Raw genomic sequence first — 15,531 nt, 5'->3', positions numbered from 1 at the left:
GATACGAAAAAACCGGCCGCTGTGGCCGGTTTCTGAATGCCGGCGAGCGCCAGCGGATATGAAAGTGGTGCCGCTTGAGGGATTCGAACCCCCGACCCCCTCATTACGAATGAGGTGCTCTACCAGCTGAGCTAAAGCGGCAATGGGTGGCGCTGTACCAGCAGGCGCCGGCCTTGGCAAGCCAATCTCGACGTCATGCACAGTGCCTCCACACGGCATCGTGCGGCAGACGTCAATCCTTGCGCAGCTTCTCCGTCTCCGGCTTCTCCTGACCGAGCGCGACGATGCCGCGGCGGATCGCGCGGGTGCGGGTGAAGTGCTTGTGCAAGGTCTCGCCGTCGCCATAGCGGATCGCGCGGGTGAGCAGAGCGAGGTCCTCGTTGAAGCGGCCGAGCATCTCCAGCACCGCCTCCTTGTTATGCAGGAAGACGTCGCGCCACATCGTCGGGTCGGAAGCAGCGATGCGGGTAAAATCGCGGAAGCCGCCGGCAGAGAACTTGATCACTTCGGACTGCGTCACCGCCTCCAGATCCTCGGCCGTGCCGACGATGTTGTAGGCGATGAGATGCGGCAGATGGCTGGTCACGGCCAGCACCAGGTCATGGTGCTGCGCGCTCATCACCTCGACCAGCGCGCCCATGCCCTCCCAGAGCTGGCGGGTCTTGGCGGTCGCGCTCGGATCGGTGCCCTCGGGGGGGGTCAGGATGCACCAGCGGTTGAGGAAGAGGCTGGGGAAGCCCGCATCGGGGCCGGAATTCTCGGTGCCCGCGACCGGATGGGCCGGCACGAAAGAGACGCCCTCCGGCAGATGCGGGAGGACGGCATCGACCACCGAGCCCTTGACCGAGCCGACATCCGACAGGATCGCACCCGGCTTCAGCACGGCCGCGATTTCCGCCGCGACCTCCCCACAGGCACCGACAGGCACGCAGAGGATGATGTGATCGGCGTCAGCAGCCGCTTCGGCCGCCGTCTCGACGACGGCATGGCCGAGATCGAGTTCGCGCGCCCGCTGTCGAACTGCTTCGTCGCGATCCGACAGTACGATGGTGCCGGCGAGGTTCAGCTCCTTCGCCGCCCGCGCGATGGAAGAGCCGATCAGCCCGATGCCGATGATGGCGAGGCGGGCGAAGATCGGCTCGGACCGACGCGGGGCGAAGCTTTCCGCCATCTGCGTCACGCCTTGGCCGCGACGAAGTCGGCGAGCGCGGCGACGACGAGACGGTTCGCCTCCTCGGAACCGATGGTCATGCGCAGCGCGTCCGGCAGGCCATAGCCGCCGACCGCACGCAGGATGAGGCCACGTTGGGTCAGGAAGGCGTCGGCCTCCTTCGCGGTCTTGCCTGGCGTCTTCGGGAAGTGGATGAGAATGAAATTGCCGACCGAAGGCGTGACGGTGAGGCCGAGCTTCTCGACCTCCGCCGTCGTCCAGGCCAGCCATTTCTCGTTGTGCTCGAGCGCGGCAGCGACATGAGCCTCGTCGGCGACGGCGGCGGCGCCCGCCTCGATCGCGGCGCCATTGACGTTGAAGGGGCCGCGAATACGTTCGAGCGCATCGATGATATGAGCCGGCGCATAGATCCAGCCGATGCGCAGATTGGCGAGGCCATAGATCTTCGAGAAGGTGCGGGTCATCACGACATTCTCGCTCTCGGCGACGAGCTCGATGCCGGAAGCGTAGTCGTTGCGGCGGACATATTCGGCATAGGCCGCGTCGAGCACGAGCAGGACATGCGGCGGCAGGCCGGCCTGCAGGCGCTTAACCTCGTCGAAGGGCAGATAGGTGCCGGTCGGGTTGTTGGGATTGGCGAGGAAGACGATCTTGGTCTTCGGTGTCACCGCGGCGAGAATGCCATCGACATCGGCCGTATAGTTCTTCTCGGGCACGATGACCGGCTTGCCACCGGCGGCGAGGATGGCGATGCGATAGACGAGGAAGCCGTACTGGCTGTAGATGCCCTCGTCGCCCGCCCCGAGATAGGCCTTGGTGACGAGTTCGAGCAGTTCATCCGAGCCGTTGCCACAGATGATGCGCGCGGGATCGAGGCCATAGCGGCCGGCGATCGCCTGCTTGAGCTTGCTCGACGTGCCGTCGGGATAGAGTTCCAGCTTGGCGGCGAGGCCCTCGAAGGCTGCGATCGCCTTGGGGCTCGGGCCGAGCGGGGTCTCGTTGGAGGACAGCTTATGCAGCTTCACACCGGCGGGCGCTGCGGATTTTCCGGGGACATAGGCCTCGATGTCGAGGACGCCGGGACGCGGAGTGGGACGGGTCGCCATGGTGATTGACCTTGCAACGGGAAACAGAGCGCGCCCGATCAGCGGGCTGATGATTTGACGGCGAAACGGGCGGCGTGGCTGCCGACCTCTGAGAAATCGCTGAGGCCTGCGGGCACGAGGGCTTCGCGGATCACGGACTGATCGACCTCGCCGGAAGCGGCGACCAGCAGCGACAGATGCGAGCCGTCGGCGGCGGAGGCCGAGACCTCGGCCAGATGCTCAGCGAGGCCGTGACGCAGGTTCTCGGACCAGCGCTCGACGCGGGCGGCATAGAGCACGATCTCGCGCACGGCGGCGTCGGTCAGCGGCTTGGCGATGCAGTAGACCGGCGTGCCGGCGGGATGATCCGGCCGCTCGATGAAGGGCAGGCGCGCAATGATCTTGGGCTTGTCCACCCCGATCAGGTCGCGCCACCAGATGCCGGCGCTGGCGCCCTGATCCATGCGGAAGATGCCGAGATCGCCGGCCGACTCGGCGACGGCGTGAATGACCGCGCGCGCATCCTCATGCGGGACGAAAGGCACGGTGAAGCCGAAATGGAAGCGGGCGGAATCACGCATTGCCGGGTCGCCGCCGGAGACATCGGCGTGGACCGAGTAGTTCGCCTGCACATAGGTGAAGGTCGCGATGATGATGCGCCAGATGCTCTCGACCGTATCGAGCGGCAAAAGCCCCTTATGGCGCAGCGCGAGGCGCTTCATCATGTCGGCCTCGCGGCCGGGACGGAAGGCGGAGCCGGAGGCCTGCGTCTTCTTGACCGAGATCAGCGTCTCGATGATCTGCGAGCGCTCCATCAGCAGCGCATGCATCTCGCTGTCGATGCGATCGATCTCGGAGCGCAGATCGGCGAGGGTCGTGGGGGCGGCTTCGGTCATGGCAGCAGGGTGCGCTTCTCGACGAGGACCTGTGAACCCTCACCTGAGGAGCAGCCGCAAGGCTGCGTCGCGAAGGATGCTCCAGGAGGTGCCGGAACCCGCTGGATCATCCTTCGAGACGCCGCGTTCCGCGGCTCCTCAGGATGAGGGCTTTAGGAGTTGCCACGCTCCTTAGCGCTCCCGCCACGCCTTGGCAAAGCCGGCTGCGCAGTCCCGCGTTGACAGACGCGTCAGGGCACGGCATCGCTAGGGTTCGATTTTCCGAACACTTGGACCGGCAAGACAAATCATTCTGCCGAAACGGACGACATGAGCGATCTTTCCCCCAGCCTGGCCGACCCGCTGAAGGAGGCGAACGAGCCTTCGAGCCCGGTCGCGCGCTTCGGGCCCGACACGCCACTGCTGATGGATTGCGGCGTGGTGCTCGATCACTGGCAGATCGCCTATCAGACCTATGGTGAGTTGAATGCGTCTCGGTCGAACGCGATCCTGGTCTGCCATGCCCTGACCGGCGACCAATATGTGGCGAGCCGCAATCCGATCACCGGAAAGGGCGGCTGGTGGACCGCGATGATCGGGCCGGGCAAGCCTGTTGATACCGACCGCTTCTTCGTGATCTCAGCCAATGTGATCGGCGGCTGCACCGGCACCACCGGTCCGGCCTCGACCAATCCGGCGACGGGCAAGCCCTGGGGCCTGTCCTTCCCGGTCGTCACCATCCGCGACATGGTGCGGGCGCAAGCCGCCCTGGTCGACTCTCTCGGCATCGACACGCTGTTCTGCGTCGCGGGCGGTTCGATGGGCGGCATGCAGGTGCTGCAATGGGCGGCAAGCTATCCGAACCGCGTGTTCTCGGCGCTGCCCCTTGCGACCGGCGCCAAGCACTCGGCCCAGAACATCGCGTTCCACGAAGTCGGCCGGCAGGCGGTGATGGCCGACCCCGACTGGCGGCAGGGCCGCTATCTCGAAGAGGGCACGCGGCCGTCAAAGGGCCTCTCTGTGGCCCGCATGGGCGCGCATATCACCTATCTCTCCGAGCAGGCGCTGCACCGCAAATTCGGCCGCAAGCTGCAGGACCGGGAGGCGCCGACCTTCTCCTTCGACGCGGATTTTCAGGTCGAAAGCTATCTGCGCCATCAGGGCTTGAGCTTCGTCGAGCGCTTCGACGCCAATTCCTATCTCTACGTTACGCGCGCGATGGACTACTTCGACCTCGCCGCCGACCATGACGGGGTGCTGGCGCGCGCGTTCACCGGCACCAAGACGCGCTTTTGCGTGGCCTCCTTCACCTCGGACTGGCTGTTCCCGACGGCTGATTCCCGGGCCATCGTGCACGCGCTGAATGCGTCCGGTGCCTCGGTTTCCTTCGTCGAGCTGGAAAGCGACAAGGGGCACGACGCCTTCCTTTTGGAAGAGCCTAATCTCTTCGCCACGACGCGCGGCTTCATCGGTGCGGCCGCCCGGGCACGGGGCCTGTGATGAGTGCCGCCCTCTGTCATTCCGGGGCGGCCCCGAAGGCCGAATCCGGAACCCACGACCGGGTGAGCCCTATCCCGTTGCAGCTGCATAAGACCGAGCCCAGCCGTGGGTTCCGGGTTCTTCGCTACGCGAAGCCCCGGAATGACGAGGGGCGAGCCTGAGCATGACGAGCTGACCGCCATGACCCTCCCCGACAACCAGACCAGCCGCATCGACCTGAAGCTTGTTGCCGAGATGGTGCAGCCGGGCACGCGCGTGCTCGATGTCGGCTGCGGCGACGGCGCGCTGCTGGCGCTGCTCGCCGAAACCCGGAGAGTCGATGCGCGCGGCATCGAACTCTCCCGCGAGGGCGTGGCCGATTGCGTGGCACGAGGGTTGTCGGTGATCCAGGGCGACGCCGACACCGACCTCGCCGACTATCCTGACGACAGCTTCGACTACGTCATCCTCTCCCAGACGATCCAGGCGACGCGCAATCCGCGGCTCGTGCTGGAGCAGATGCTGCGCATCGGCCGGCACGCCATCGTCTCCTTCCCGAATTTCGGACATTGGCGCATGCGTGGCCAGGTGTTCTTCCAGGGGCGGATGCCGGTGACAGACGCCCTGCCCTATTCATGGTGGGACACGCCCAACATCCATTTCTGCACGATCCGGGACTTCGTCGCGCTCTGCGAAGTGATCGGCGCCAAGAAGGAACGCGCCGTCGCGCTCGACGCCGCCGGCGGTAAAGTCGGCGTCAACGCGCCCTGGTGGTTCTGGAACCTGTTCGGCGCGCAGGCGGTGTTCCTGCTGAAGCGGGGATAAATCCTTCTCCCCTCGGGGGAGAAGGTGGCATGGCGAAGCCATGACGGATGAGGGATGAATCTCTTCAAAACAGGAAAAGGGCCGCTTGCGCGGCCCTTCCCTCATCCGTCTGCTCCGCAGACACCTCCTCCCCCAAGGGGAGAAGGCTTCGCGCGCCGGCTCAGTTCAGCGCGACGCCCGCAGGCCGCTTCTCCTTCACGGCCGCGACCTCGCCGAGCATCAGCGAGCCCGGCCCGACGGTGACAGGCACCGTCTCGCCGTCGACGATCTCGCCGGCAAGGATGGCCTCGGCAAGAGGGTCCTGCACGAACTTCTGGATCACGCGCTTGAGCGGGCGCGCGCCATAAGCGGGGTCGTAGCCCTTGTCCGCCAGCCACTCGCGCGCCTCCTTGGACAGCTCGAGCGTGATCTTGCGGTCGGTGAGCAGCTTCGCGAGGCGGGCCATCACGTTGAAGACATCCGGATGCGCCTTTTCGACTTCGTCGAAGAGCACGACCTGATAGGGCCGGCGCCGCACGGCTTCCGTCAGCGCCCCACCCTCCTCATAGCCGACATAGCCGGGAGGCGCGCCGATGAGACGAGCAACCGAATGCTTCTCCATGTATTCGGACATGTCGATCCGGACGAGCGCGCTGTCGTCGTCGAACAGGAACGCGGCCAGCGCCTTGGTAAGCTCGGTCTTGCCGACGCCCGTGGGGCCGAGGAACATGAAGGAGCCGATGGGGCGGTTCGGATCCTGCAAGCCGGCGCGGGCGCGACGGACCGCGGTCGAGACCGCTTCCACCGCCTCGCGCTGGCCGACGACGCGGGCGCCCAAAACCTCCTCCATGCGCAGCAGCTTCTCCTTCTCGCCTTCGAGCATCCGGTCGACCGGCACGCCGGTCCAGCGGCTGACGACCTGCGCGACATGGTCCGGCGTCACGGCTTCTTCGACCATGCCGGTGCTCTCGCCCTTCTCCTCGATCTCGGCCAGCCGCTTCTCGAGCTGCGGGATCTCGCCATAGGCAAGCTCGCCCGCCCGCTGGTATTCGCCCTTGCGCTGGGCCTGGGCGAGCTCGTTGCGGGCGTTGTCGAGCTTGGTCTTGATCTCAGCCGCCTGCCCGAGCTTGTCCTTCTCGGCCTTCCACTTGGTGGTGATCGCGTCGGAGCGCGCCTCCAGATCGGCCAGTTCGGATTCGAGCCGCTTCAGCCGCTCCTTCGAACCGGCATCGTTCTCCTTCTTGAGCGCCTCCTGCTCGATCTTGAGCCGCACGATCTCGCGGTCGATCGAATCCAGCTCCTCGGGCTTCGAGTCGACCTGCATACGCAGCCGCGCCGAGGCTTCGTCGACGAGGTCGATCGCCTTGTCGGGCAGGAAGCGGTCGGTGATGTAGCGGTTCGAGAGCGTCGCGGCCGAGACCAGCGCCGAGTCGCTGATGCGGACGCGGTGGTGCTGCTCGTATTTCTCCTTCAGGCCGCGCAAGATCGAGATGGTATCCTCGACCGTCGGCTCGTCGACGAAGACGGGCTGGAAGCGCCGCGCCAAAGCGGCGTCCTTCTCGACATATTTGCGATACTCGTCGAGCGTGGTCGCGCCGATGCAGTGCAGTTCGCCGCGGGCGAGCGCCGGCTTCAGCAGGTTGGACGCATCCATCGCGCCGTCGGTTTTACCGGCGCCGACGAGGGTGTGCATCTCGTCGATAAACAGGATGACGCCGCCATCCGAGGACGAAACCTCGGTCAGCACAGCCTTCAGCCGCTCCTCGAACTCGCCGCGATACTTCGCGCCGGCGATCAGCGAGCCCATGTCGAGGGCGAGCAGTTCCTTGTCCTTGAGGCTCTCGGGCACGTCGCCATTGACGATGCGCAGGGCAAGGCCCTCGGCGATGGCGGTCTTGCCGACACCGGGTTCGCCGATCAGGACGGGGTTGTTCTTGGTCCGACGCGACAGCACCTGGATGGTGCGGCGGATTTCCTCGTCACGGCCGATCACCGGATCGAGTTTGCCCTCACGCGCCGCAGCGGTCAGGTCGCGGGCATATTTCTTCAGCGCGTCATAGGCCTGCTCGGCGGACGCGGAATCGGCGGTGCGGCCCTTGCGGATCGCCTCGACGGCGGCGTTCAGCGCCTGCGGCGTCACGCCGGCCTTGGACAGGGCCTTGCCGGCCTCGGTGTCCTTCTCGATCGCGAGAGCGAGCAAAAGCCGCTCAACCGTGACGAAGCTATCGCCGGCCTTCTCGGCCGCTTTCTCGGCGGTGTCGAAGACGCGGGCCAAGCCCGGCGTCAGGTTGAGGCCGCCCGAGCCGCCCGAGACCTTCGGCAGCTTCGCCAGCGCCTGATCGACAAGCTGCAACGCGACGCGCGACTGGCCGCCGGCCCGATCGATCAGGCCCGCCGCCATGCCTTCGTTGTCATCAAGCAACGCCTTCAGCAAATGCTCGGGCGTGAACTGCTGGTGCCCCTCCCGCAACGCGATCGTCTGCGCCGCCTGAAGAAAGCCCTTCGCACGATCCGTATATTTTTCAATGTTCATTCACATCACTCCGCCCGCGGAACGCGCCCCGTGGCGACGTGCTCCGCTGCCCTTTCATCAAGATGGGGCGCCACAATAAGCCGCCCCTCGCTCTCCAACATAGTGTGACATTGGCGCAACGGAAGAGGTGGCGAGCCACAATTGACCTGACGCAAGCGCCAGGCACAGATCGGGCATGGCCGGGACCAAGCGACAGCAGGCGATTCGTCGGGCGTTGAGGGCGATTGCGCCTGGCATCCCGCTCTCCGACGCTGAGGCTGTAGTCACACTGGCCGAGCGGCGGCACATGAAGGACCTGCCGCCTTCGACCGCGCTCTGGCTCGCGCTCGGCAGCCATGTCCGCCACGTCCATACCGACTACGAACGCCTGCTGTCCGAAGGCTATGACCGCGACGCCGCCCGCTTCTTCGTCGCCGATGAGACCGACGCCGTGCTCGCCGGCTGGGGCTGCCAACGCTCGGTCAGCGACGGCGAAGACGACTAATGCAGCGTCGGCTATGCCCAAAACCGGTTCCCATGCCGGCGGATTGATCGAAACGGATACAAGATTTGATCTGTCAGGACGGCGTGGCAAGGCTATGGTCCGCCATCTTTTGCCTGCTCAGGTCGGACCATGCGCATCGAAACGCTCTATCGCTACCCTGTGAAAGGCCTCTCGCCGGAGCCGCTTCAGCGCGCCGACCTGCCCACCGAAGGCTATTTTCCCGGCGACCGGTTGTTCGCCATCGAGAACGGCCTTTCCGGCTTCGACCCGGCCGAACCGGTGCATCAGCCGAAGATCAAATACCTGATGCTGATGCGCAACGAGTCGCTGGCCCGGCTGCGCAGCCGCTATGACGATGCGAGCGGAGATCTCGTCATCCACGAGGGAGGCCGGGAAGTGCTGCGTGCAGCGACCGCCAGTGATGACGGCAGGGCAGGGATCACGCGCTTCTTCGAGGGCTTCATGCCCGACGAGCTGCGCGGCGAACCGAAACTGCTGACGGCGCCCTCGACCTATCGCTTCACCGATTCCCGTTCCGGCTTCGTCTCGATCATCAATCTCGCCAGCGTTGCCGATCTCGAAAGACGCCTCGGGCGGCCAGTCGATCCGTTGCGCTTCCGCGGCAATCTGATGGTGAGCGGTCTCGAGCCCTGGGCAGAGAACGAGTTGGTTGGCCGCGATCTCGACGGGCCGGATGGCCTGCGGCTGCATGTGATCAAGCGGATCGAGCGCTGCGCGGCGACCAATGTCGACCCGGAGACCGGCGCGCGCGACATGCAGATCCCGAAGGCGCTGATGCAGAACTACGGCCATGTCGATTGCGGCATCTATTGCCGCATCGTCGCCGGCGGGAGCCTACAGGCAGGCGACGTGCTGACGCCGGCGGAAGCGACGGTCGAACTCGGCATCGCCTGAGAGCGCAGACCAATAAAAAAGGGCCCTTGCGGGCCCTTTTTCAAAGCTGTCAGCAAGCTCCGCCACTCACTCGGCGGAACCATCCGTCTCAGAACCCAACGCGTCCATGACCTCGCGCGGCGAGCGGCGACGGCGGGTGCGCTTAGGCGCCGCCTCCGCAGCGACTTCCGCAGCCGCCTCAACCGGAGCCGCCACCGGCTCGGCCGGGGCTGCCTCGACGGGCTCCGGCGCCGAGACGCGCACGGGGTTGGTCAGGAAGGACGGCAGGGCCGCGGCGACATCCTCGCCCGCATCCGCCTCGATCTCGCGCTCGCGGCGCGGACGACGCTCGCGCTGGGGACGCTCGGCCCGCTCGAAGCGGCGCTCGCCCTGAGCCTGCTCGGAAGCAACCTCGGCCGAGCCCTCGCCGGCGACCGGGATATCGGAACGCGGCGCGTCGGGACGCGGTGCGTAGCCGCCCGGAGCGCCCTGATCGCCTTCCGCATTCCGATCGAAACGGCGCTCGCCGCGGTCCTGGCGGTCGAAGCGGCGGTCGTTGTTGAAACGCTCGCGGCGATTCTGGCGATCGAAGCGCTGGCCGCCTTGCTGCTGGCCCTCGCCGCCCTCGCCCTCAGCCCGCTGGCCGCCATGGCCGTTGTAGCCGTTGGGGCCGACATAGCCGTTCTGCCCACGAATCTCGGGCTGCGGCCCGGTGCCGGGCTGGAAGGACATGGCCTCCTCGTCGCCCTCCTCGTCACCCTCATCCGCATCCTCGACGAAAGCGCGGTTCGGCGGGAAGGAATGGCCGAACTGCTGGGCCATCTGCTCCTGCGCCGCTAGCAGGATGCGATAATAATGCTCGGCATACTGGAAATAGCTCTCGGCCGCGACCGTATCCCCAGAAGACTGGGCGTCGCGCGCAAGCTGCAGATATTTCTCGGCGACATTCTGCGCCGTGCCCCGGACCTTTACGTCCGGACCGTTGGATTCGTAGCTACGTTGCAGCGGATTTGGAGATTTGCGATTGCCGTTGTTGTTGCCGTTATTGTTACGGCCGCGCATACGCCGGTTCTGACCTGGTCTCATTCGCGTCTGTCTCGCGCTTCTGTGCTCAAAGCAACCGTGGTGCCGTCATACGCGTTGCGACACACAGCGGGTTGCGACGCTGTGCCGGACTGAGTTGACCCGAAGGGGCGATACGCCGTTTCTGGTCTTCACGCGCTCTTTTCCAAAACGGGGCTCCGCCCCAAAAGGGGCCTCAACCCCATGAGCCGATCGGCGCCACGCGCCTTCGGGGCTCCACCCGGCTTGTCAGCTGCATCGCCTCAGGAACATGCCTGCAAACGATGCCGAACTCGAGCAAATCCTGCAAAAACGGAAACTGCCCTGAGGCCCGGCTCTGACGCCACCAGCTTCGGCTGAATGCTGCATAGCGGCTTTTGACTGCTTCTCCAAGCGAAATCAACCAAAAGCCTGTGCATTTCAGGCGAGCGCGAAGATCAACGCCCGCTCGTGCCCTCCCAGATCGTTCCGGCTGCCGCGGAATTCAAGCCCACCGGCGCGCATCAGCGCGATGACGTCGGGGCCCTGCCCGGCACCGATCTCAAAGACGACCAGGCCGCCGGGTGCCAGCAAAGCGGGCAAGGACCGAGCAAGGATGCGATAGGGCCCCAACCCGTCTTCACCACCATCGAGCGCCAGCAACGGGTCATGCTCTCGCACTTCGACGGACAGACCGGCGATCTCTGACGAGGGGATATAGGGCGGGTTGGACAGGATCAAGTCGAAGCCGCCGCCCAGCCCTTCCGTCCAGTTGCCTCGCCGGAAGTTCGCGCGCTCGGCCACTCCGTTCAGCTCAGCGTTGCCGGCCGCCGTGACGATAGCGTCTTCCGACAGATCGATCCCGATGCCCGTCGCCAGCGGCAGCTCGCTCAGCAGCGCGATCAGCAAGCAGCCGGTGCCGGTTCCGAGATCGAGCAGCTTCAGGGCCTCGCCCCGGCGATCGGCCAGTTCCCTCAAGGCGGCTTCGACGATGGTCTCGCTGTCCGGCCGCGGCTCAAGCGTGGCGGGCGAAAGCCGAAATGCGAGGCCCCAGAATTCGCGTTCGCCGAGAATGCGCCAGACGGGCTCGCCCGATATCCGCCGCAGCGCAAAGTCGCGCAGCCTGGCAAGCCCCTCCGGCGGCAAAGCCATGTCGGGATCCGGATTCTCGACTCCCAGGCTTCCCTCGACAAGGAGGCGGGCGTCGAGCCCTGCACTCTGAGAGCCAGACTGGATCAGGCGCCGCGCAAGGAAACGCCGCGCTTCCCTGACGGTCGGCACGGCGCCCTCCCCTGACCAATCGATCGCCGAAGCGCTCGGGTTCGCGCGGTCGATCAGCTGTTGCCCTGCATCTTCTGGTCGATGCACAGCTTCATCTTGGTATTGATCGAGGCCTTGCTCTCGCGCGCGCCCTTCATCTCCATCTGGCAGGCCTTGCGCGCCTGCGACTGGGTCATTGCCCCCTGCAAGGCCGCGGGCGGACCCGAGGTGACTTTCCGAAGCGCCTTCTCTTGCGCCTGCGAGACTCCGCTCATCGCCAGCGCCATCAGGCCGGCCATCGCTACCGTGGACATCGTCTTGATCATGGGAGGATCCCCCCTTTGCTGGTGTCAACACACCACCAACGTGGAGGGGGCGATTTGGTTTCATCGCCACGGACTTACGCCGCTCCTTCCTCTGCCAGGAGCTTTGCCTGATGCTCGGCGGTCAGGGCATCGACGATCTCGTCGAGCACCAAGCCCTGCATCATTTCGTCGAGCTTATAGAGCGTCAAGTTGATCCGATGGTCGGTGACGCGACCTTGCGGGAAATTATAGGTGCGGATGCGCTCCGAGCGATCGCCCGAGCCGACCTGCGAACGCCGGTCCGCTGAGCGCTCGGCATCGATGCGCAGGCGCTCCATGTCGTAGAGCTTGGCGCGCAGCAGTTCATAGGCCCTGGCCTTGTTCTTGTGCTGAGAGCGCTCGTCCTGAACCAGCACGACCGTATTTGTCGGAATATGGGTGAGGCGCACCGCCGATTCCGTCTTGTTGACGTGCTGCCCCCCGGCGCCGCCGGAGCGCAGCGTGTCGACCCGGATATCGCCATCGTTCAGCACGACGTCGACATCACTCGCGAGCGGCAGGGTCGCGACCGTTGCAGCGGAGGTATGGATGCGCCCGCTCGCCTCGGTATCCGGCACGCGCTGGACACGGTGAACGCCGGATTCGAATTTGAGCCGGGCATAGACGCCGCGGCCGTTGATCTCGGCGATGGCTTCCTTGTAACCGCCGACGGTTCCCTCGCTTTCCGAAAGCATGTCGACGCTCCAGCCCTTCTGGGCGGCATAGCGCTGATACATGCGCAGCAGATCACCGGCGAAGAGCGAAGCTTCGTCCCCCCCGGTTCCCGCCCGGATTTCAATGATGACGCCGCGCTCGTCGGCGGCGTCCTTCGGCAGCAGCGCGATCAGGATCTCGCGGCCACGCACTTCGATCTCGGCGCGGGCGGCATCGCGCTCCTCATAGGCGAGATCGCGGAATTCCGGGTCGGTAGCGGGATCTGCGATCAGGCCCTCCGCCTCCTCCAGCGAGACCTGAGCCTGGCGCCAGGACGCGATCGCTGCAACGACGGGATCGAGCTCCGAGAGTTCCTTCGCCAGTTCGACGGTTCGGACCGGATCGCTCGCATGGTTGATCTCGTCCATCGCGGCGGCATGACGCGCCACGATGGTGTCGAGACGATCCTGGGGAAGCTGAAGGGACATTGGATAACTCTGCGAATGACGAGAAGGCCGGGTGTGCGAGCGAGCGTCGCTAGACCGGGACCTTGAATTCAGCCGCGAAGGCGGCGAGGTGCGGGCGCAGGCTGGCGGCTCCTTCCGGCGAGGCGAGCATCCAGTCCATGCGTTCGCGGAGCTTGCGGACGTCGAGCGCACGCAGCATCGCCTTGACCGGGCCGACCGAGGCGGCCGACATCGAGAAACCGCGATAACCCAGACCGATCAACGCCATCGTCTCGAGCGGCTTGCCACCCATCTCGCCGCAGACCGTCACCGGGCAGTCGGTTTCCGACGCCGCATCGATGATCCGGCGCAGCGCCCTCAAGGCCCCGACACCGAGCGGATCGAAGCGATCCGCCACGCGCTTGTTCTCGCGGTCGGCGGCAAAGAGGAACTGCATCAGGTCGTTCGTGCCGATCGAGAGGAAATCGGCCTCGCGGGCGATTTCCGGCAGCTCGAACAGAAGCGAAGGCACTTCCACCATCACCCCGACGCGCAGATCATGCGGCGGAGCGACGCCCTGTTTCTCCAGCATTGCCTGCTCGCGGCGGATGATCATGCGGGCGCGGCGGAACTCGTCGGTCGTCGCGACCATCGGCAGCATGATCTTGAGATCGCGCCCGGCTCCGGCACGCAGCATCGCGCGCAACTGCGCCCTGAGCAGGCGGGGCTTGTCGAGCCCGATGCGAATCGCCCGCCAGCCGAGCGCCGGATTCTCCTCCTCGACCCGCTCCATATAGGGCAACACCTTGTCGCCGCCGATATCGAGGGTGCGGAAGGTTACGGAGCGCTCGCCAGCCGCATCCAGCACCGCCGTATAGAGCGCCTGCTGCTCGGCGGTGGTCGGCATATGCTGTGCCACCATGAACTGGAGCTCGGTGCGGAACAGGCCGATGCCGGACGCCGCCGTCGCCTCGATGTTCGGCATGTCGACGATCAGGCCGGCATTGATCTGCAGCGTGATCGCGACGCCATCCCTGGTCGCCGCCGGCAGCTCCTTGAGCTTCTCGTACTGCTTCTGCTTGCGGGCACGCAGCCGGGCCTTGTCCTTGTAGGCGTTCTCGACATCCGGCTGCGGGCGGATCTGCACCTCGCCCGCCTGGCCGTCGACGATGATGGCGTCTCCCGCCTGGACGAGCGCAGTCGCATTCGCGACCTCTCCGACTGCGGGAATGCCGAGCGCGCGGGCAACGATGGCGATGTGACTGGTCGGGCCGCCTTCTTCCAGGACGAGGCCGCGCAGATGCGCGCGCTCATAGTCGAGCAGAGCGGCCGGCCCCATGGAGCGCGCGACGAGGATCGCGTTCTCGGGCAATTGCTCATGCGCAACGCCATTGGCCTTGCCCAGCAGGGTGCGCAGCAGCCGGTTGGCGAGATCGTCCAGGTCATGCAGCCGTTCCCGCAGATAGGGGTCGGTCTGGCGCAGCATCTTCGCGCGGGTGTCGGACTGGACGCGCTCCACTGCCGCCTCGGCAGTCAGACCGGTCATCACGACTTCGCGCATCCGGCGCAGCCAGCCCTGGTCATGGGCGAACATGCGGAAGGTTTCGAGAACGTCGCGATGCTCGCCGGTGTGAGCGACGTCGCCCCGCTCGATCAGTTCGTCGATCGATGCGCGCATCTCGCCGATCGCGGCTTCGAGGCGGCCGACCTCCGCAGCCGGATTCTCGGCAATGAGGTTGCTGATGGCGACGCGGGGCTCATGCAGCACCGCATGGCCAAGCCCGACGCCGTCAGCCAGGATCACGCCGACACTGTGGATCGGCCGGTCGAGACCGATGGAGGCCCCGGGCGCTGCCAGCGACTTCAACCCGCCGGCCGCGATCATCTCCGCCATCAGCATGGCGGTGGTCTGGAGGCTCTCGACCTCCTCTTCGGAATAGATGCGCGAGGCGCGGTTCTGGATGACGAGCACGCCCATCACGGCGCCGCCACGCAGGATCGGCACGCCGAGGAAGGAGCGATAAACCTCTTCGCCCGTCTCGGGCCGGTAGGAGAAGGAGGGATGCGCCTGCGCATCCGAAAGCGCCAACGGCTCAGCCTCGCTCGCGATCAGACCGACGAGGCCTTCGCCCGCGCGCATGGTCGTGAGGTGAACCGCCTCCCGGTTGAGGCCCTCGGTGGCGTAAAGCTCGAGCGAGCCGTCCTCGCGCAGAACGTAGACGGAGCAGACTTCCGCGACGAGGTTGCCGGCGATCAGGACGACGAGCCGATCGAGCCGCTCCTGCGGGCTGATCGATGCGGCCATGACCTCGCGGAGGCGGCGCAACAGAACGCCCGGTCCTCCGAGAGCACCTCGCATCGATCTCAGCCCTCCGCCCGCCTCCTCAGCCATCGACGATACGATGCCTGTCCGACCCGAGTCGCCCAACCCGGCCATGCTGCCTTCTAGCGACCAAAGACC

Annotated in this window: 13 protein-coding genes and 1 tRNA gene; 4 read left to right on the top strand and 10 right to left on the bottom strand. The window is 65.9% G+C overall.

The annotated features are described in order from the left end of the window. Positions 1-65: 65 nt before the first annotated feature. The 4 genes from AC1DEZ_RS24385 to AC1DEZ_RS24370 all read right to left on the bottom strand — a co-directional run bounded on the left by AC1DEZ_RS24385 (position 66) and on the right by AC1DEZ_RS24370 (position 3,152). A tRNA-Thr gene (locus AC1DEZ_RS24385) sits at positions 66-141 on the bottom strand. A 91-nt stretch (positions 142-232) separates the two neighbouring features. Then, on the bottom strand, positions 233-1,171 hold the full coding sequence (locus AC1DEZ_RS24380) for a prephenate/arogenate dehydrogenase family protein (RefSeq protein ID WP_441510764.1): 939 nt from the start codon (positions 1,169-1,171) through the stop codon (positions 233-235). Positions 1,172-1,176: 5 nt separating this feature from the next. Continuing rightward, on the bottom strand, positions 1,177-2,283 hold the full coding sequence (gene hisC / locus AC1DEZ_RS24375; protein WP_441511184.1) for a histidinol-phosphate transaminase: 1,107 nt from the start codon (positions 2,281-2,283) through the stop codon (positions 1,177-1,179). Between the two features lie 32 nt (positions 2,284-2,315). Next, positions 2,316-3,152, bottom strand: coding sequence for a chorismate mutase (locus AC1DEZ_RS24370; RefSeq protein WP_441510763.1), 837 nt, complete (start codon positions 3,150-3,152; stop codon positions 2,316-2,318). Between the two features lie 309 nt (positions 3,153-3,461). On the opposite strand from AC1DEZ_RS24370, the gene metX reads away from it, so the two are divergent. Next, positions 3,462-4,631, top strand: coding sequence for a homoserine O-acetyltransferase MetX (gene metX / locus AC1DEZ_RS24365; protein WP_441510762.1), 1,170 nt, complete (start codon positions 3,462-3,464; stop codon positions 4,629-4,631). 180 nt (positions 4,632-4,811) lie between these two features. After that, the gene (metW, locus tag AC1DEZ_RS24360; protein WP_441511183.1) at positions 4,812-5,435 is read left to right on the top strand and encodes a methionine biosynthesis protein MetW; all 624 of its coding nucleotides are present in this window, start codon (positions 4,812-4,814) and stop codon (positions 5,433-5,435) included. Positions 5,436-5,595: 160 nt separating this feature from the next. On the opposite strand, the gene AC1DEZ_RS24355 is transcribed toward metW, so the two are convergent. Next, positions 5,596-7,947, bottom strand: coding sequence for an AAA family ATPase (locus AC1DEZ_RS24355; RefSeq protein ID WP_476780908.1), 2,352 nt, complete (start codon positions 7,945-7,947; stop codon positions 5,596-5,598). A 175-nt stretch (positions 7,948-8,122) separates the two neighbouring features. On the opposite strand from AC1DEZ_RS24355, the gene AC1DEZ_RS24350 reads away from it, so the two are divergent. Together AC1DEZ_RS24350 and AC1DEZ_RS24345 are read left to right on the top strand one after the other, a co-directional pair. After that, entirely contained in the window at positions 8,123-8,431 is a 309-nt protein-coding gene (locus AC1DEZ_RS24350) for a DUF2293 domain-containing protein (RefSeq protein WP_441510760.1), read from the top strand. Between the two features lie 129 nt (positions 8,432-8,560). Next, complete coding sequence (locus AC1DEZ_RS24345; protein ID WP_476780907.1) at positions 8,561-9,346, top strand: MOSC domain-containing protein; 786 nt, start codon at positions 8,561-8,563, stop codon at positions 9,344-9,346. 66 nt (positions 9,347-9,412) lie between these two features. Here the strand turns inward: AC1DEZ_RS24345 and AC1DEZ_RS24340 are convergent, their stop codons facing one another. The 5 genes from AC1DEZ_RS24340 to ptsP form a co-directional block, all read right to left on the bottom strand. Continuing rightward, the gene (locus tag AC1DEZ_RS24340; protein ID WP_476780906.1) at positions 9,413-10,387 is read right to left on the bottom strand and encodes a DUF4167 domain-containing protein; all 975 of its coding nucleotides are present in this window, start codon (positions 10,385-10,387) and stop codon (positions 9,413-9,415) included. 420 nt (positions 10,388-10,807) lie between these two features. Beyond that, positions 10,808-11,647: a peptide chain release factor N(5)-glutamine methyltransferase gene (prmC, locus tag AC1DEZ_RS24335; protein WP_441510757.1), complete on the bottom strand. Its 840-nt coding sequence runs from the start codon at positions 11,645-11,647 to the stop codon at positions 10,808-10,810. A 53-nt stretch (positions 11,648-11,700) separates the two neighbouring features. Beyond that, entirely contained in the window at positions 11,701-11,952 is a 252-nt protein-coding gene (locus AC1DEZ_RS24330) for a hypothetical protein (protein WP_441510756.1), read from the bottom strand. A 74-nt stretch (positions 11,953-12,026) separates the two neighbouring features. Next, positions 12,027-13,112 carry a peptide chain release factor 1 gene (gene prfA, locus AC1DEZ_RS24325; protein ID WP_441510755.1) on the bottom strand — a complete coding sequence of 362 codons (1,086 nt, stop codon included), beginning with the start codon at positions 13,110-13,112 and terminating at the stop codon, positions 12,027-12,029. A 49-nt stretch (positions 13,113-13,161) separates the two neighbouring features. Continuing rightward, positions 13,162-15,429: a phosphoenolpyruvate--protein phosphotransferase gene (ptsP, locus tag AC1DEZ_RS24320; protein ID WP_441510754.1), complete on the bottom strand. Its 2,268-nt coding sequence runs from the start codon at positions 15,427-15,429 to the stop codon at positions 13,162-13,164. Between the last annotated feature and the right edge of the window lie 102 nt (positions 15,430-15,531).

The organism is Allobosea sp. 10L422, from assembly GCF_056395345.1.
This window is presented reverse-complemented; position numbering and strand designations above follow the sequence as displayed.